Genomic DNA, 15719 nt, shown 5'->3' on the forward strand with positions numbered 1-15719 from the left:
ATTGACCCAAACTCTATAGACACTTCCTGCAGGCAGTTATTGGATCGTTGCCTGACGTGATTGGCTGCTTCACGGGCAAAAGGAAATTTTTATGAGTGTCGGATTTGGGTCGATTCTGTTGAGAAATCCAGCTTCGGTTTCCACCGCAGAAAAGTTCGCGCCTGTGTGCGCAATCCGTGTTTTGCGCAAAAGATTCAGGGCTCAGTGACATAGCCGCGTGCAAAAAAGACGCTCGCACTACTCACGCTCGGCCCAAATCACTCTTGATCTGCTTTGCGCATATGCCCATCTGCTTTGTGACCCAATCCCTGAAAGCGGTGCACTTGGCACTTTCCTCAAAAGGCCTGGGTGACAGTAGGCAATAGGCCGACCCGTCCTGGATAAAGCCAAACGGTGCGATCAGTTGTCCGGACCTGAGTTCATCCTGAACCATGAGAAAGGACACCACACTGATCCCCAATCCCGCAGCTGCTGCCTGAATACAAAGATAGAAATGCTCATAGTCGACCGAGCCAGCATTAGGCATAGCCATTTCCGAAAGGCGCAGCCAGTTGTCCCAGGCCAACGGGCGTGTCTGGCTACGTAGCAAGCGCACTCCTTGCGATTTCCTTTTATCGGGACTATTGGACGGGGTGCACACAGGTCCAATCCATTCCTCACAAATCGTCACGCTGTGGATTGATTGATCCAAGTGAAAATCATCACGTCGGATGGCCAGATCCGCACCTGAGCGCGCGAAGTCTATAGGACCACCGGCCGCCAGCAGTTGGACTTGAAGGTGCGGGTGAGCGGCATGGAAGTCAGGCAGTCGCGGGATCAGCCATTTCATTGCGATGGTAGGTTCACACGATAGTACGAGTACGTCCTCGCGGACTTCTCCCTGCAACCGGTAAACAGCACTTTCCAATTGTTCGAACATGGGCCCGGTAACGTCGTACAGAAGGCGGCCAGCACGGTTGAGAAAGATCGCACGGTTGCGCCGATCAAAAAGTTCGACCCCTATTGCCTCCTCCAACAATCGAACCTGGCGGCTGACTGCGCCATGGGTGACGTGCAGCTGCTGAGCGGCTCTCACGAAGCTTTGAGTCTGGGCCGCAACGTTGAAAAAACGAAACGCAGCCAAAGGAGGCAAATTCATATTGACGATGATTACTCACAGGTTTCGACGACTATAAATCGTTTTTTTTATCGGTGGCAACTCTCCATCATGACCTCCATTCGCCCCATCTGCACGCACAACTATCAATGATTAGAGGCATTGCATGAATGCCATGCGAAGCCAAATACCACTGGGTGATGTAAGTGCCGCGAGCAAGTGAAGCTGCCACCCACCCTCAATCTGTGCAAAAACGTAGCGCAAATGCAATTACTGCCGTTCGCGGCATGGGCATCCATTGCGCCGGAGAGTCTTCATGAACGAATTGCTTCTAGTTGCTGCCATTTCCATCCTGGCAGTTATCAGCCCCGGGTCTGACTTCGCCATGGTCACCCGCAACAGTTATGCATATGGGCGACGCAGCGGTTTGATGGCCGCACTGGGTATCGCCTGTGGCGTCCAGATTCACGTTTTCTACACAGTGTTCGGCGCTGCAGTGATCTTCACTCAATCACCCTTGCTGTTCATGGCAATGAAGTTGCTGGGCGCCGGATACCTCATTTATCTGGGTATCAAGTCCCTGACCAGTACTTCTTCGTTGACATTTGGTGGCGCCAACGCCTCAGCCCCTTCATCCTGGGAAGCATTTCGTACTGGCTTTTTCACTAACGCGCTCAACCCTAAAACCATGTTGTTCGTGGTGGCGACATATAGCCAAGTGGTGCACACAGGCAGTTCGCTAACCGCAAACTTTGCGTACGGCCTGTTTATGTCGTTCACCCATTGGGCGTGGTTCAGTTTCGTGGCACTGTTTTTCTCCGCTGAAGCGTTGCGCCGGCGAATGCTGGAAAAGCAGCAGGTTATCGACAGACTCATTGGCACGGCACTGATCGGCTTGGCGGCGCTTCTGGTCATTCCAGGGGTTGGAGGTTAGTGTCGGAGGAGTGTTATGAGGTCAGTGCGAAGGGCTCCTTATAGGCAGCAATCGGCTGACAATCGCATTCACTTTTGTATCACCGCTTGAACTGGCTGGGTGCTATCAGTGCAGTTACGGGTTGCGATGTTTTCTCGGGCAGTCGCCGCAGCCTGATTTGGTCGCCGGCACTCCCGGCTTGCCGAGTCAGCCCGCCGGCCATACGATTCGACTATTCCTCAGGCGGAGGAGTCATTGTGAAGCCGGTGATGCTCCTGACGCGCATCCTGGCGCCTGCCATCGCTCTGGCGTTGGCATCTGCCGGTCTGCATGCCGACGACCCGTTCGCGCCGTTGCGCGATGCCATGGTGCGGGAGATCGCCAACATGTCGTCCGTCACCCGCGACGAAACCGGCAGAGTCGAGTTTGCCGCGCCGGTGATGGCCGCGATGGCCAAGGTGCCACGCCATAAGTTCGTCCCGCCCGACGAGGTGCCCTACGCCTACGAAAATCGTCCGCTGCCGATCGGCTACGGCCAGACCATCTCCCAGCCGTACATCGTCGCCTTGATGACCGACCTGACGCAGGTCGGGCCCGGCGACGTGGTACTCGAGATCGGCACTGGCTCGGGCTACCAAGCGGCGATCCTCGCCGAGCTGGCGCAGGCGGTCTATACGATGGAGATCATCGAGCCGCTGGCAGTGCAGGCCGGGGAGCGCTTGGGCCGTCTGGGATATGCGAAGGTGCAGGCCCGGCTGGGCGATGGCTACCACGGCTGGCCCGAGCACGGGCCTTACGACGCCATCCTCGTCACCGCCGCCGCCAGCCATGTGCCGCCGCCACTGATCGCCCAGCTCAAGGCCGGCGGACGGATGGTAATCCCGGTCGGCGCGCCGTTCATGATCCAGTACCTGCTGCTGATCGAGAAGGCCGGCGATGGCAGTGTGTCCACCCGGCAGGTGCTGCCTGTGAGCTTCGTGCCGCTGGTCGGAGGCGGTTGAGCATGCATTCGCCGCCCTTGCTCGCCTTGGCACTGCTGTCTGCCTCCGCACTCGGCTATGAGGTGCTGCTGCTGCGACTGCTTTCGATCATCCAGTGGCACCATTTCGCCTACATGATGATCAGCGTCGCGCTGCTCGGCTACGGCGCTGCCGGCACCGCTGTGGCGCTGGCACGGCCTGTGCTGGCGCCGCGCTTCCACGGCGTGTTCATCGGCGGCGCGGTGTTGTTCGGGCTGAGCGCTATCGCCTGCTTCAGCCTGGCCCAGCAGGTTCCGTTCAATCCCCTCGAGATCCTCTGGGACGCGCGGCAGTCGGCACGCCTGCTGATGATCTACCTGCTGCTGTTCGTGCCGTTCTTCTGCGCGGCGGTGTGCATCTGCCTGACCTTCACCTGCTTTCAGGAACAGATTCACCGGATCTACGCCTTCGACATTCTCGGCGCCGGCGTGGGCAGCCTGGCGGTCGTCGCCGCGCTGTTCGCCCTGACGCCCGTCGATGCGCTGCGGCTGCTGGGCGGCACCGGCATCGCCGCCGGGGCGCTGGCCGGAATGGCTTGCACCGGGCATAGGCGCTGGCTCGCGCCGTTGCTGCTGGCGGCGGCAGTCGCGGTGCCGGCCGGCGTGCCCGGGCGCTGGATCGCCCTGTCGCCCTCCGAGTACAAGGAACTGAGCCAGACGCTGCGTATCAAGGATGCGCGCGCAATCGCCCAGACCTGGAGTCCGCTGGGTCTGCTCACGGTCGTCGACAGCCCGACCATTCCCCTGCGCTACGCGCCTGGCCTAAGCCTCAACGCGACACAGGAACCGCCCGCACAACTGGCCATCTTTACCGACGGCGACGGCCTTTCCGTGCTGAACCGCTATGACGGGCGCCGCGAGCCGCTCGCCTACCTGGACTACCTGACCTCAGCTCTGCCCTATCACTTGCTGCGCCAACCCCGCGTGCTGGTGCTGGGCAGCGGCGCCGGCGCCGATGTGCTGCAGGCGATCTACCACAACGCCAGCGCGGTGGATGCCATCGAACTGAACCCGCAGGTGATCGATCTGGTCCAGCGCCGCTTCGCCGACTTCTCCGGCAAGCCGTACAGCGCGCCCAACGTCCGTGTGCTGATCGGCGAGGCGCGCGGCCTGGTGGCTTCGCGCGGCGAGCCTTACGACCTGATCCAGATCGCCCTGCTGGACTCCTTCGGCACTGCCTCGGGCGGCCTGCATGCGCTGTCCGAGAACTACCTGTACACGGTGGATGCCTTCGCCGAGTACCTGCGCCATCTCGCGCCCGGCGGCCTGCTGGCCATCACCCGCTGGGTCGCCCTGCCGCCGCGCGATGTTCCCAGGCTGCTGGCCACCGCGGCCGCGGCCATCGAGCGCGACGGGCAGGCCAGCGCGGCGCGCCGCATTGTCATGATCCGCGGCTGGAAGACCGCGACGCTGCTGGTCAGCAACAGGGATTTCGACGACGCCGGCATCGCTGTGCTGCGGGAGTTCTGCCGGGCGCGCTCCTTCGACCTGGCCTACTACCCCGGGATGACCGTGGCCGAGGCGAACCGCTACAACCTGCTCGACCGGCCCTGGTTCTTCGAAGCGGCGCAGGCCCTGCTGTCCGGCGAGCGCGCGGAGTTCCTGGCGCGCTACAAGTTCGACGTGCGTCCGACTACGGATGATCGGCCGTATTTCTTCCACTTCTTCAAGTGGCGCTCGCTGCCGGAACTGTTGGCGCTGAAGGCGCAGGGCGGCCTGTCAATGTTGGAGTGGGGCTATCCGGTGCTGATCGCCACGCTGCTGCAGTCCAGCGTGGCCGCCGTGCTGCTGATCCTGGCGCCGTTATGGGGGGCGCGGCGGCGCCAGCGACGCTCTCGGAATGCGGCTTTGGCCAGGTTCGAACTTCGGGTCGTGTCCTACTTCGCCGCCATCGGCTTTGCCTTCATGTTCGTGGAAATCGCCTTCATCCAGAAGTTCACCCTGTTCCTCAGCCACCCGTTGTATTCGGTGGCGGTCACGCTCAGCGCGTTCCTGATCTTCGCTGGCCTCGGCAGCCGTTACTCCGGCCGGCGGCGGGGGGGCATTGGAGCTGGTGTGGGGCCCCGTCATCCGCTCGCGCGGCCAGTCCTGGCGATCTGCGCGATCGCCCTGCTCTACCTGATCGCCCTGCCCCCGTTGTTCCAGCTGCTGGCGCCGGTGGGGACCCTCGCCAGGTTCGGCATCTGCGCCGCGCTGGTAGCGCCGCTGGCGTTCGCCATGGGCATGCCGTTTCCGCTCGGACTCGGGCGCGTCTCCGCGCGCGCCGAAGCACTGGTGCCGATCGCCTGGGGCGTCAACGCCAGCGTATCGGTGGTGGCGGCCGTGCTGGCGACCCTGCTGGCGATCCACCTGGGTTTCACCGTGGTGTTGCTGCTGGCGTTGCTGCTGTACCTCGTGGCGGCAGTCATGTTTCCCTGATCGCGGCGGTTCGCAGCAAAACGTCAACAGACCCTGGTGAGACGAATGGTCTGTTGGAACGCCGCTTGACCAGTCCACACGTCTCGCCGGTGGTGACCGGCAGAAACCGGCCAAAAGCTGTCGGTGGACAGACTAGTGGCAAATAGATACCACCCTGCTACCCTCTTTACCTAGTCGGGCATGCTGTCACCCCTATCGCGTTACCCTTCGATAGATCTCGCGCTTACTGCGACAAGAAACGCGACATGGCATGTCGCCTAATAAATAGTAGGTGGGCCGAAAAAACGTGAAGCGATTTCTTCAAGCATTCCTTCTAGTTGGCGTGGGGATAGCGCTCGGCGCATGGCTATCTTCACAAGGCAATGGAAAAAAAGGACACACACCCGAGTTGGAGCATGCATGGCTATACAAGAGCATCCGGCCGTGTGCTGAGCCTACGTCAGAAGAGGGCGAGACGTTTTCGCTGGCTGCGGACGTTTTGGAACAAAATCTGCGTACTGAGGGGCTCTGGCTAGACATTGGGGTTGAGAAGTTCCTTGCTCATGGCTTCTATCGGGCGACAGACAAGGGGCTGTCGATACCGGTATGCGCACCGCAGAGCATCTATTCCAGAGCAGGTAAAGTCATTACTCAACGTCGCGGGCTCAATGGTCATATTGAACGGTACCAACTCGAACTCGCGGCAAGCATTCCAGCCCCCTCGCCCTACATCGTAGATAGGGTCGGAGAAGTAGCGTTTTCGCAAAAGCCACATACTGAAAGGGAGTGGCCCTATCGAGATATCCGACCGGTCGCAAGAAGCGTCCTCGCAAACTACGGTAAGCACGCCCTGAAGTACCTTGAGGTAGCACGAGCTCAAATGTCGGACGAAGACTCGCTTGGAACGAGCGCCTCACAGATTGTTGGCGCTGCGGGCGACGACTCCGACCTGAGAAGGGTTGAAATGCTGATGAGCCAAAGGCTAGCGTCCACACCGCAAGAGCGCACTCTTTCAATAGACGAGCGCAATCGCCTATACGAGCTGGCATACACGTTTACCTATGCCGGCACTCGCGCTATTGCTCATGTCGGCCCGGTCAAGACCCTCATGACCAGAAAGGTCAAAAGCAACGCGACGATGTTTGGCTTAGTCGATCTGAACCCGAAACAAATGTGCCACGTGCTCGAGGCCGTTGGAGATTTCAAGGCACTCGCTGATTACGACTACTGCCAAGATCCAAAGTATCCGTATCCGCAATGAACGTATGGCCCAACAACAGGTTCGAGCTGCCGTCACTGTTTTCTCATCGAACTGGAAAACACGGTTACAGCAAAATGCGATGACCGCTAAGGGTCATTTTCAGTCCTTCGCGACAGTCAGCAATCGGCCGATTCTGTTGAAAAAGTCGGATTTTCAGATCACCTGAACTCAGGCACGGCCACCACCAGAGAACCTACTCACCACATTGAGTGGTTTCTCGGCCCTTCGTTGACCATTGTTGCTTTGTTATTGGGTTAATTTGAGGTTTTTGGCTTAGTGCAGGCGCACCTATCCCGGGGCAGGCGGACCTTGAGATGTAAATTTGGCCAGTCGACGCAGGTTCTGTACCGCAGCCGCCAGTGTGAACTCATCGGTCGCGCCGCTCATGCCACGTAGTCTCAAGCGATCCAATTTCAGGATGCGCTTGAGGTGGGCGAACAACATTTCGACCTTCTTACGTTCGTGGCGAGAGCGCACGTACTCCGGCGTCGCCGCGATGCGTCGAGCCACGTCACGAGCGGCTTCATGAACGCTGCGAGCGATCTTGCGAAACGACGTGTTCGGGCAGCACTTGGCTTTCATCGGACACGTCGCGCAGTCAGTCTGTCTGGATCGGAAGATGATGGTGTTGGCTTTGGTGATGTGCGAACGCTCGTTCTTGAAGGCTCGCCATTCGCTACGTAATGCATTGCCAGCCGGGCAGCAGTATTCCTCAGTCTCTTCATTCCAGCGGAAATCGTTGCTCGAAAAACTGTCGTTCTTGCGTTCGGTTTTGTCCCACACCGGCACATGCGGCTCGATGTCTTTTTCCTCCACCATCCAGGCCAGCATCGGCGCGGTACCGTAAGCGGTATCGCCAATGAGGCGTTCCGGCTTGATGTCGAACTGCGCCTCAACGCGATCGATCATCGTCTTGGTGCTCTCGACTTCTGCGGTTCGATGAGCCGGTGTGGGTTCCACATCCATGATCACGCCGTGCTCGGTATCGATCAGATAATTCGTGGAGTAAGCGTAGAACGCTGGGCCACCTGGAGCTGCGGTCCAGCGGGCTTGAGGATCAGTCAGCGATAGACGCTTCGGTAGCGTTTCGGCCAGAGCCTCTTCATCGAGTGCCTCAAGATACTCACGCACGGCGCGGGTGCTCAGGGCCGGATCGCTCCAGTTGACCGGTTCATCACCCGGTACACCGCGCTGCCGACTCGCATCCGCTTTGATGATGCTGGCGTCCACGGCAAAGCCTTCGCCCTTGACCAGACCGGCGTCCATGCAACGACGCAGCACTTCATTGAACAGCCAGCGAAACAGATCGCTGTCCCGAAAACGGCCGTGTCGGTTTTTGGAAAAGGTCGAGTGATTGGGGACTTCATCTTCAAGGCTCAATCGGCAGAACCAGCGATACGCCAAGTTCAAATGGGCCTCTTCGCACAACCGCCGCTCTGAGCGTATGCCGTAGCAATAGCCCACGATCAACATGCGGATCATCAATTCAGGATCAATCGACGGGCGCCCAATCGGGCTGTAGAAGTCGGCGAGGTGATGGCGCAAATCACTCAGATCGAGACACCGATCAATGCTGCGCAGAAGGTGATTGGCTGGGATGTGATCGTCAAGGTTGAACGAGTAAAACAGTCGCTCCTGCCCACTCGATAACTGTCCCATCATGCTGTGTGATCCCCCGCCGGCCAATGAAGCAATTTTGCCGCAGGCCAGACAGGGGAGCTACTTTTTCAACAGAATCGGCCAAAAGCAGCCAGTCGGAAATGTCCACGAAACCATGGGCGATTCACTCTGGGGCACATTGGCATTCAGCTTCCCTCCGCCCTCGGTTCCCGACCGGGAGCGCGGCGCCTACAATGTTGCCATTATCATTTGTCGTCCATCTTTGTTGACGATTGTGGCCGGCGCTCAGTGCTCTCTTCGGCGTTGGGCGCTTCTGGAAAACTCCCTGGCGTGAACACATGGGTCTGCAAGTCGCTGGCATCGACTTCGGCGACACCATGAACCGAACGGGCCAGAACAATGGCCTGCTCACACTGTCTATGAGTGTTGACGCGGCCGCTTAACCCCACTATGCCTGCATGGGTTTTGACATTGATATGCAGGCTAAGGGTCGGATCGGAAAATGCCAGGGCCGACTTCACCTTGGCGGTAATCCATGCATCGTGAACGGCCATTTCCAGACCATGGGAGTAATGCTGGAAGGAGTGAATTTTCATGGCTGAACCCTCTGTCGCGTAATCAGACGTACCGTCCATCCCATTTGCTGTGTCGCCCTCTGCCTGTCAGGTGAACGCTATGGATACCTGATTCGCTTTGGAGCGCTCGTCACGCAAACATTGACAGAAATTAATTATAGTACGGCCGTTGCCTGCGGTCAGAGCGCTGTCCCCGTGAACGTCCGCCTTGGTCGCTCTGTGCCAGGCGCAACACCTACAGAGCACTCCAAACAGTCCTTATTGCGATCAGCCCTGATCAACCCTTAGCTGCCCTTCGCGGCGGGGAGATACCGGCCAAGAACTGCCCCTGGGGTCTAAGATAAATCGGGCGTGATTCACCGATCGCTGGCGGATGAATCAGGCTTAAGTCGGTGCTTGGCGACTGCATAAATCAAAAGGGACCGCGCATGAGCAAATATTTGGTTTTGTTATTGGCTGGCGCCACAGGCGTTGCTCAGGCGCAATCCATATGCACTTACCCGTGGTATCAATCGATCGATAAGATACTGCACACATCCGATGCGCAAGGGCACGGGCCAGATATAGGCTCCGACGAATGGAAATCGGTGATCGAATTCAAGTTAGGGGTTCGCGATGGAGCAAACGTCCCTGAACGAAGCTCCGAACAGTGGTGCCAGTACATTGATCAGCATATCAATGCAATGCAGCCGACTGGGGGCGGCACGGAAAAATCGTCGACTGCCAATGTGACACCTGGCCCTTCATACGATTGCGCCAGAGTGGAGCCTGGCGGTATCGAAGCGATGATATGTGAGGACAAGGCGTTATCCGCATTCGATCGCAATCTGTCGGCAGTTTATGCCAGTGCGAGTATTAAGGCCGGCAACGAGCATCCTCCCCGGCTAAAAGCAGAACAACGTGGATGGATCAAGGGACGCGACGACTGCTGGAAGAGTGATGACGTCAGTGCATGCTTGCGCATGGAATACCAGCGCCGCATCGCCGAGTTGCAAGCACGCTACCGACTGGTCTCGGGCACTGGGCCTGTCTATTACGAATGCGACGGCAACCCTGCTAGAGAGGTGACTGTCATGTTCTTCAAAACCGATCCGCCGACATTAATCGCCGAGCGTGGCGACAGCGTATCGCTGATGTACCAGCAGCCAAGTGGCAGTGGCATAAAGTACCTTGGGCGCAATGAAACGCTTTGGGAGCATCAGGCCGAGACCATAATCACTTGGGGATACGGTGCGCCCAAGTCGCATTGCAAAAGAAAGCCTTGAGCAACGATTCAATCAGCTGGGTAATTGCATATTGCTGCCCCTCGTGACAGGCAGAAATCGGCCAGAAGCTGTCGTTCGAACACCAAGGTTAAACGGGCTTGTTCAAGCCACCATTGCAACCTTACGGATTACTAATCCTTGCGAGTAAGGGCTAATGACGAAGCATCTAATGATGCCTCGTCTTGAAGCTTAGGCTGGCTTGAAACAGTACGCGGCCAGCTTGTTCCCATCGAGATCCCGCGCGTAAGCCGCATAGGCGTCAGGTGCCCAGCCTCGCGGACCCGGTGCACCTTCGTCGGTGCCGCCACTGGCCAGCGCCGCGGCGTGGAAAGCGTCAATGGCGGCACGATTCGGCGCCTCGAAGCTGATGGTGACACCGTTACCCACACTGGCCGGGGCGCCGTTCGCCGGTTTCAGCACGAAGAAGGATGGAGCGCTCTCACCCCAGATCGACCCCTTGTCGTCCAGATCAGCGATGCGTTTTTGGCCCAGGGTACCCAGGACATTGTCATAGAAGCTGCGCGCTTTTTGCAGGTCGTTGGTACCGACGGTCACATGAGTGAAAATGGTCATCTTTGTGCTCTCTTTGGTGTAGATATGCTGGGTTGATGTTGCAGGTTTTCGCGCCTTTGACTGGCCCTGACGGGTTTCGCCAAACCTGTTGAGTCAGCGATCGAAATGGATAACGGTGCGGATGCTTTCGCCTTGGCGCATCAGGTCGAAGGCTCTGTTGATCTCCTCCAGCCCCATGGTGTGGGTAATGAAACTGTCCAGCGGAATGTCGCCCTTTTGCGCGTTCTCGACATAGCTGGGTAGCTCGCTACGTCCTTTCACACCGCCAAATGCCGAGCCGCGCCAGATGCGCCCGGTCACCAGTTGGAAAGGACGGGTACTGATTTCCTGACCGGCGCCAGCGACGCCAATGATCACCGACTCACCCCAGCCCTTGTGGCAGCACTCCAGGGCGGCGCGCATCAGATGGACGTTGCCAATGCATTCGAAGGAATAGTCCACACCGCCCTCGGTCATCTCGATGATCACGTCCTGGATCGGCCTGTCATAATCCTTGGGGTTGATGAAGTCGGTAGCGCCCAGTTGCCTGGCAATCTCGAACTTGGCCGGGTTGATATCGATCGCGATGATCCGGCCGGCCTTGGCCATGGTCGCACCGATAATGGCTGCCAGCCCGATGCCACCCAGACCGAAGATTGCCACGCTGGCTCCCTCCTCCACCTTGGCCGTATTGATCACCGCGCCAATGCCGGTGGTCACACCGCAACCGAGCAGGCAGACCTTCTCCAGTGGCGCATCCTTGGGGATTTTGGCCAGGGAAATTTCGGGAAGCACGGTGTATTCGGAGAACGTCGAGGTGCCCATGTAGTGAAAGACAGGCTGCCCTTCGTAAGAGAATCGGCTGGTGCCATCTGGCATCAAACCTTTGCCTTGAGTGGCACGGATTTTCTGACAAAGATTGGTCTTGCCGGAGGTGCAGAATTTGCACTCGCCACATTCCGGGGTGTAGAGCGGGATCACATGGTCGCCCACCGCCAGTGAAGTTACCCCCTCGCCAACCGCTTCGACGATACCGCCACCTTCGTGGCCAAGAATAACGGGGAAGATCCCTTCGGGATCGGCGCCGGATAACGTAAACGCATCGGTATGGCAGACACCTGTCGCAACAATGCGTACCAGCACCTCACCGGCTTGCGGCGGCGCTACATCGACTTCGACAATTTGCAGAGGCTGGTTCGCCGCGAAGGCGACGGCCGCTCGTGATTTGATCATGTTCGTGATTTCCCGGACGCAAAGAGGCGCCGTTCCTGTGTAGAAACAGTCAAGAGATTGTGTTCAGAGGGGTGTTACAGAGGACGGGCGTCCTTGCCCTTGAGACAGATTAGAGCGATGCCTCGATCTTCTTTGCTGCGGCTTCGTCGACCCAGGCATGCCAGATTTCCGGGTGTTCCTTGAGGAACATCCTGGCCAGCTTCGGCGATTCGATGCGTTCCCGGGTCATCCTCGCCAGGTTCTGATTCAACAAGTCGATCGGAATGTTGACCTTCTCAAGTACTGCGACCAGTTCAGGAGCCTGTTCATGAAATGCCTTGGAGAGTCCCACCATGGTGATGACGTCTTTGTTGGCGCCGGTCTTTTCCTCCAGCCTTATCGCATCGATCTGCCCCATCAGCGGCGTCGGTGACCAGTAGTAGAACAGCACCGGCTCACCGCGTTTGTAACTGGACAGGACAGCCGCATCCAATGCCGCACCGGTACCTGGACGAAAGTTTGTGAACGTGTTTTCAAGACCATACTCTTTCAACATCTCGGTATTGTCCTGCTCACAGATCCAACCCGCAGGACAGTTGTAGAAACGGCCTTTGGACGGTTCTTCCGAATCGCGAAAAACACTCGCGTACTTGCTCAGGTCCGCGACTGTCCTGAGGTCGGGCGCCTGCGCTGGCCGGTTACGTTTGGCGTCCCCTTCAACGACGTAACGCGGCACATACCAGCCCTGAGTCGCACCAATGATCGGAGCGCCAACCCCGACAACCTTTCCGGCCGCCACCGCCTTTTTCCAGACTTCGCTGCGCTCCATCCACTCTTCGCCAAACACCTGAATGTCGTTGCCGGCCAGTGCGGTCTCGAGAATGATGGTGTTACCCACCAACTGATCCGTTGTACAGCCATAACCATCCTTGAGCACGATCATCATGATGTCGGTGAGGAGCATCCCGCTCTCCCAGTTCAATCCGGCAAATTTCACCGACTTGCCCGATTCACACCACCCTGAGGCCTGGCTTGAAGCACTACCGACAAGCAAGCCAAGGGTGAGCAAAGAGGCCAACAAACTCTTCCTGTTTTTCATGATCAGACGCTCCGAATCATTATTATTGGGGGCAGCGAACTGTTGTGTGCGACACAGGAGCAAACGAGTCCATCAGATTTAGCATGGACAAGTGCGTGCGCAAACACGTGAAACAAAGGCGTGAATCAATTGCATTTATTGTTATTGGCGAAGCTCAAGCTAATGGATCAACAGAAGTACGCCCGTAGAACAACTGGCGCGCATAGGCACTGAACTCGACATCGGGCTGGTCCACGTACGCAAACACCGCGTTGAGCCTCAGCCTGTCCCCTTCCACCGGCGTGACCCGGTGCAATGAATAGCGGCCGCGGAACAATGTCAGGGTGCCTGGCACTTGAGGCAGAACCTCTACCTGCTGTGTTTGCGAGTCATCGAGGAATTGCCTGACCGCGTCATAGCAATCGTCGCTTTCATTGCGCAGCATCCGCACATACTCGAAATCCCCACCGGCGCTTGCAGCCTGAAGCGACAGCGTGACGCTGAAGTCGGAACGATCAAAGTGCCACCCCAACTCCTGCCCTGCCGTGAAGCCCTGCAAGTTAAGGGCGGCCAATGGATCGGCATGACGATAGAGCGTGTCCAGAGCCAAAACATCTTTGATGAAAGCAAGGACTTCGTCCGATCCATAGATCTGCCGGATCAAATGGTCGGCAGGAATATCGGCATAGGCAACAGTGTCTTTTGCCGTGTTCATCAAGCGTCGTAGCGGGTGTTCCGGATCAACGCTTTCGTCCTGAGGTTTGAAATAAACCGTGTGGCTTTCCCGAAAATGAAACATGCGCGAGTGCAGTGCAAGTGTCTGCTGCGCCATCGCGACAACCGATGGATTGCGAACAAAACCCGGAAAGATCGCAACGCCCTCTTGTGCCAGCAACGACTGACTGTGAGTGACCAGTGCGAGATAAGCGGGGCTGGTGCGATCGGTGATTGGGTAACGCTCGAGATCGACGAGATCGCCCAGGGTTAGCGCAGGTGTGAAAGGCAGGGTAGTCATTGTTGTTGGTCTCCGTTGGCTCTGCTGGATTCAGATTGCATCGGCACCAAAAACAAGTCACGCTCATAATTTTACGCAATTTTGTGAATTATTTTCAGGTCGTATACCCATGAGACTGACGCTGGATCACTTGGTGATGTTGCAAACCTTGTCGGAAGTCGATTCGATCACCGCGGTGGCCGAACGTTTATGGCTGACACCTTCAGCCGTCAGTCACCGCATACGCGAAGCGGAGCGGCGGCTAGGCGTGAGCCTGACGGAAAGATCAGGAGGAAAGCTCAGACTCAGCCCTGCCGGCGTGCGCCTGGAACGGGCCGCCAAAGACATCATCGCCATACTCAATGAGGCTGAGTCCGAGGCCCGGTCCATGGCTGGTGGCGTCACAGCGTTTGTCCGTATGGGTGTCACCTCCTACGGCCCATTTCGCTGGATTCCAAAATTCATCAAGCACTACTCAAGTCTTCGGCCGGACATCGAAATCACACTGGTGACCGTGCCCCGTAACGACGTTTACGCGAGCCTGATGCAAGGCAGACTGGATGTGTCCATTATCGATGACGGCATGGTGCCTAGCGGTGTCGCGAAGTTGCCACTTTTTCGGGACGATTTGATTGCAATCATGGCAACCGATCATCCCCTTGCGGGAAGGAAAAATATCTATGCGGAAGACTTCAAGACTTACAACCTGGTGACGTATTCGACCGATCGCGCCAGTGGCTGGGAGTATGACCGTTTCTTCGCCCCCGCCAGCATCTTGCCGCGCCGCATGATCACGGTGGAGTTGATCGAAGCCATCGTTGAACTGGTCCGCTCAGGATACGGAATCAGCATATTGCAACGGGATTTGGTAACCCCCAGCCTGGAGCGTGGGGAGCTTGCGTGGGCGGCCCTGAATGACGGCCTGGATATCGCCTGGAACGCAATCGTTCGCCCCTCGGAACGGGAAGATAGCGAGGTCAGTAAAATGGTTACGGAGCTTGATACCTGGATAAAAAACGCAGGAAAACCTGAACTCAGCTAATCGCTGGTTGATGCGTAAAAATGGTTTTTTGGTCGATGGCAGCCCTTCGCGACGGGCAGCAATCGGCCAGAAGCAGCCCTTCATGATCGGCTGCTAATCGCTTGGTGGCTTGGGATGTACTCTGCCCCTCGTGATAGGCATCAATTGGCCAAAAGTTGACAATTGAGAACCGGGCGTGCTCGACCAGAAGCTATTACGACGAGGCGAAAATTTTTAGCCTTCATGCTCCTTTATGGACATCTTCCACCGAATGGGCATATCGCTTCGTGGCCTCCATAACCAAGCCCTTTCGCTCGTCACGATTGATGAAACCTTTGATTGAATAGTCCTCGGCAAGCCGAAGTAATTCTTCGTATTGCTCTTGAGCAGTCGCTCGAATTTCGGGCATAGCCAGCATTGATTGCCATGTCTCAAGCGCTTGCGCTTTTCGGTCTTCGTACATGATTACGACTCCCAAAGCCCTTGTTGCGATAGAGCCATGCGAGCAGCGGAATGTTCACCAAGGACGACGTGTGGCATTTCCCAGTCAGAAAGATTGATGATGACACCCACGAACAACATACAGACCGGCGTGCCATAGCCAGGTCTTTCGGTTGCGCAAATGGGACCTAAGACGGGACGCCCATTCATCAACGGAAAGCATAATGAGGTGAACGTCCACGACAAAAAATGGACATAACGTTGAGGGATTAACGC

Annotated in this window: 14 protein-coding genes; 6 read left to right on the top strand and 8 right to left on the bottom strand. The window is 57.5% G+C overall.

Annotation, left to right across the window (positions count from 1 at the left end; all coding sequences use genetic code 11):
• Positions 1–241: 241 nt before the first annotated feature.
• On the bottom strand, positions 242–1138 hold the full coding sequence (locus PSJE_RS25375; RefSeq protein WP_057715284.1) for a LysR substrate-binding domain-containing protein: 897 nt from the start codon (positions 1136–1138) through the stop codon (positions 242–244).
• Between the two features lie 274 nt (positions 1139–1412).
• On the opposite strand from PSJE_RS25375, the gene PSJE_RS25380 reads away from it, so the two are divergent.
• The 4 genes from PSJE_RS25380 to PSJE_RS31770 all read left to right on the top strand — a co-directional run bounded on the left by PSJE_RS25380 (position 1413) and on the right by PSJE_RS31770 (position 6685).
• Complete coding sequence (locus PSJE_RS25380) at positions 1413–2030, top strand: LysE family translocator (RefSeq protein WP_090454908.1); 618 nt, start codon at positions 1413–1415, stop codon at positions 2028–2030.
• A gap of 236 nt (positions 2031–2266) precedes the next feature.
• Entirely contained in the window at positions 2267–3010 is a 744-nt protein-coding gene (locus PSJE_RS25385; RefSeq protein WP_224795391.1) for a protein-L-isoaspartate(D-aspartate) O-methyltransferase, read from the top strand.
• A 2-nt stretch (positions 3011–3012) separates the two neighbouring features.
• Positions 3013–5445 carry a spermine/spermidine synthase domain-containing protein gene (locus tag PSJE_RS25390; protein WP_090454907.1) on the top strand — a complete coding sequence of 811 codons (2433 nt, stop codon included), beginning with the start codon at positions 3013–3015 and terminating at the stop codon, positions 5443–5445.
• 286 nt (positions 5446–5731) lie between these two features.
• Complete coding sequence (locus PSJE_RS31770) at positions 5732–6685, top strand: hypothetical protein (protein WP_224795392.1); 954 nt, start codon at positions 5732–5734, stop codon at positions 6683–6685.
• A 288-nt stretch (positions 6686–6973) separates the two neighbouring features.
• Here PSJE_RS31770 and PSJE_RS25400 read toward each other — a convergent pair whose 3' ends face one another.
• Together PSJE_RS25400 and PSJE_RS25405 are read right to left on the bottom strand one after the other, a co-directional pair.
• Positions 6974–8347 (bottom strand): transposase, encoded by a 1374-nt coding sequence (locus tag PSJE_RS25400; RefSeq protein WP_090454877.1) that lies wholly within the window; start codon positions 8345–8347, stop codon positions 6974–6976.
• Between the two features lie 203 nt (positions 8348–8550).
• A complete protein-coding gene (locus tag PSJE_RS25405; protein ID WP_057715287.1) occupies positions 8551–8901 on the bottom strand; it encodes a BON domain-containing protein in 351 nt (116 codons plus the stop codon).
• A gap of 407 nt (positions 8902–9308) precedes the next feature.
• On the opposite strand from PSJE_RS25405, the gene PSJE_RS25410 reads away from it, so the two are divergent.
• Entirely contained in the window at positions 9309–10145 is an 837-nt protein-coding gene (locus PSJE_RS25410; RefSeq protein ID WP_167362860.1) for an MliC family protein, read from the top strand.
• A gap of 189 nt (positions 10146–10334) precedes the next feature.
• On the opposite strand, the gene PSJE_RS25415 is transcribed toward PSJE_RS25410, so the two are convergent.
• From PSJE_RS25415 to PSJE_RS25430, 4 genes are all read right to left on the bottom strand, one after another.
• Entirely contained in the window at positions 10335–10718 is a 384-nt protein-coding gene (locus PSJE_RS25415; RefSeq protein ID WP_057715289.1) for a VOC family protein, read from the bottom strand.
• 93 nt (positions 10719–10811) lie between these two features.
• Complete coding sequence (locus PSJE_RS25420) at positions 10812–11930, bottom strand: S-(hydroxymethyl)glutathione dehydrogenase/class III alcohol dehydrogenase (protein ID WP_090454906.1); 1119 nt, start codon at positions 11928–11930, stop codon at positions 10812–10814.
• 109 nt (positions 11931–12039) lie between these two features.
• Entirely contained in the window at positions 12040–13008 is a 969-nt protein-coding gene (locus PSJE_RS25425; RefSeq protein ID WP_090454905.1) for an ABC transporter substrate-binding protein, read from the bottom strand.
• A 154-nt stretch (positions 13009–13162) separates the two neighbouring features.
• A complete protein-coding gene (locus PSJE_RS25430; RefSeq protein WP_090454904.1) occupies positions 13163–14002 on the bottom strand; it encodes a HalD/BesD family halogenase in 840 nt (279 codons plus the stop codon).
• 109 nt (positions 14003–14111) lie between these two features.
• On the opposite strand from PSJE_RS25430, the gene PSJE_RS25435 reads away from it, so the two are divergent.
• Entirely contained in the window at positions 14112–15023 is a 912-nt protein-coding gene (locus tag PSJE_RS25435; RefSeq protein WP_090454903.1) for a LysR family transcriptional regulator, read from the top strand.
• 220 nt (positions 15024–15243) lie between these two features.
• Here PSJE_RS25435 and PSJE_RS25440 read toward each other — a convergent pair whose 3' ends face one another.
• Positions 15244–15465 (bottom strand): hypothetical protein, encoded by a 222-nt coding sequence (locus PSJE_RS25440; protein ID WP_057715294.1) that lies wholly within the window; start codon positions 15463–15465, stop codon positions 15244–15246.
• Positions 15466–15719: the final 254 nt, after the last annotated feature.

The organism is Pseudomonas jessenii, assembly GCF_002236115.1.
GTDB classification, from domain to species: domain Bacteria; phylum Pseudomonadota; class Gammaproteobacteria; order Pseudomonadales; family Pseudomonadaceae; genus Aquipseudomonas; species Aquipseudomonas jessenii.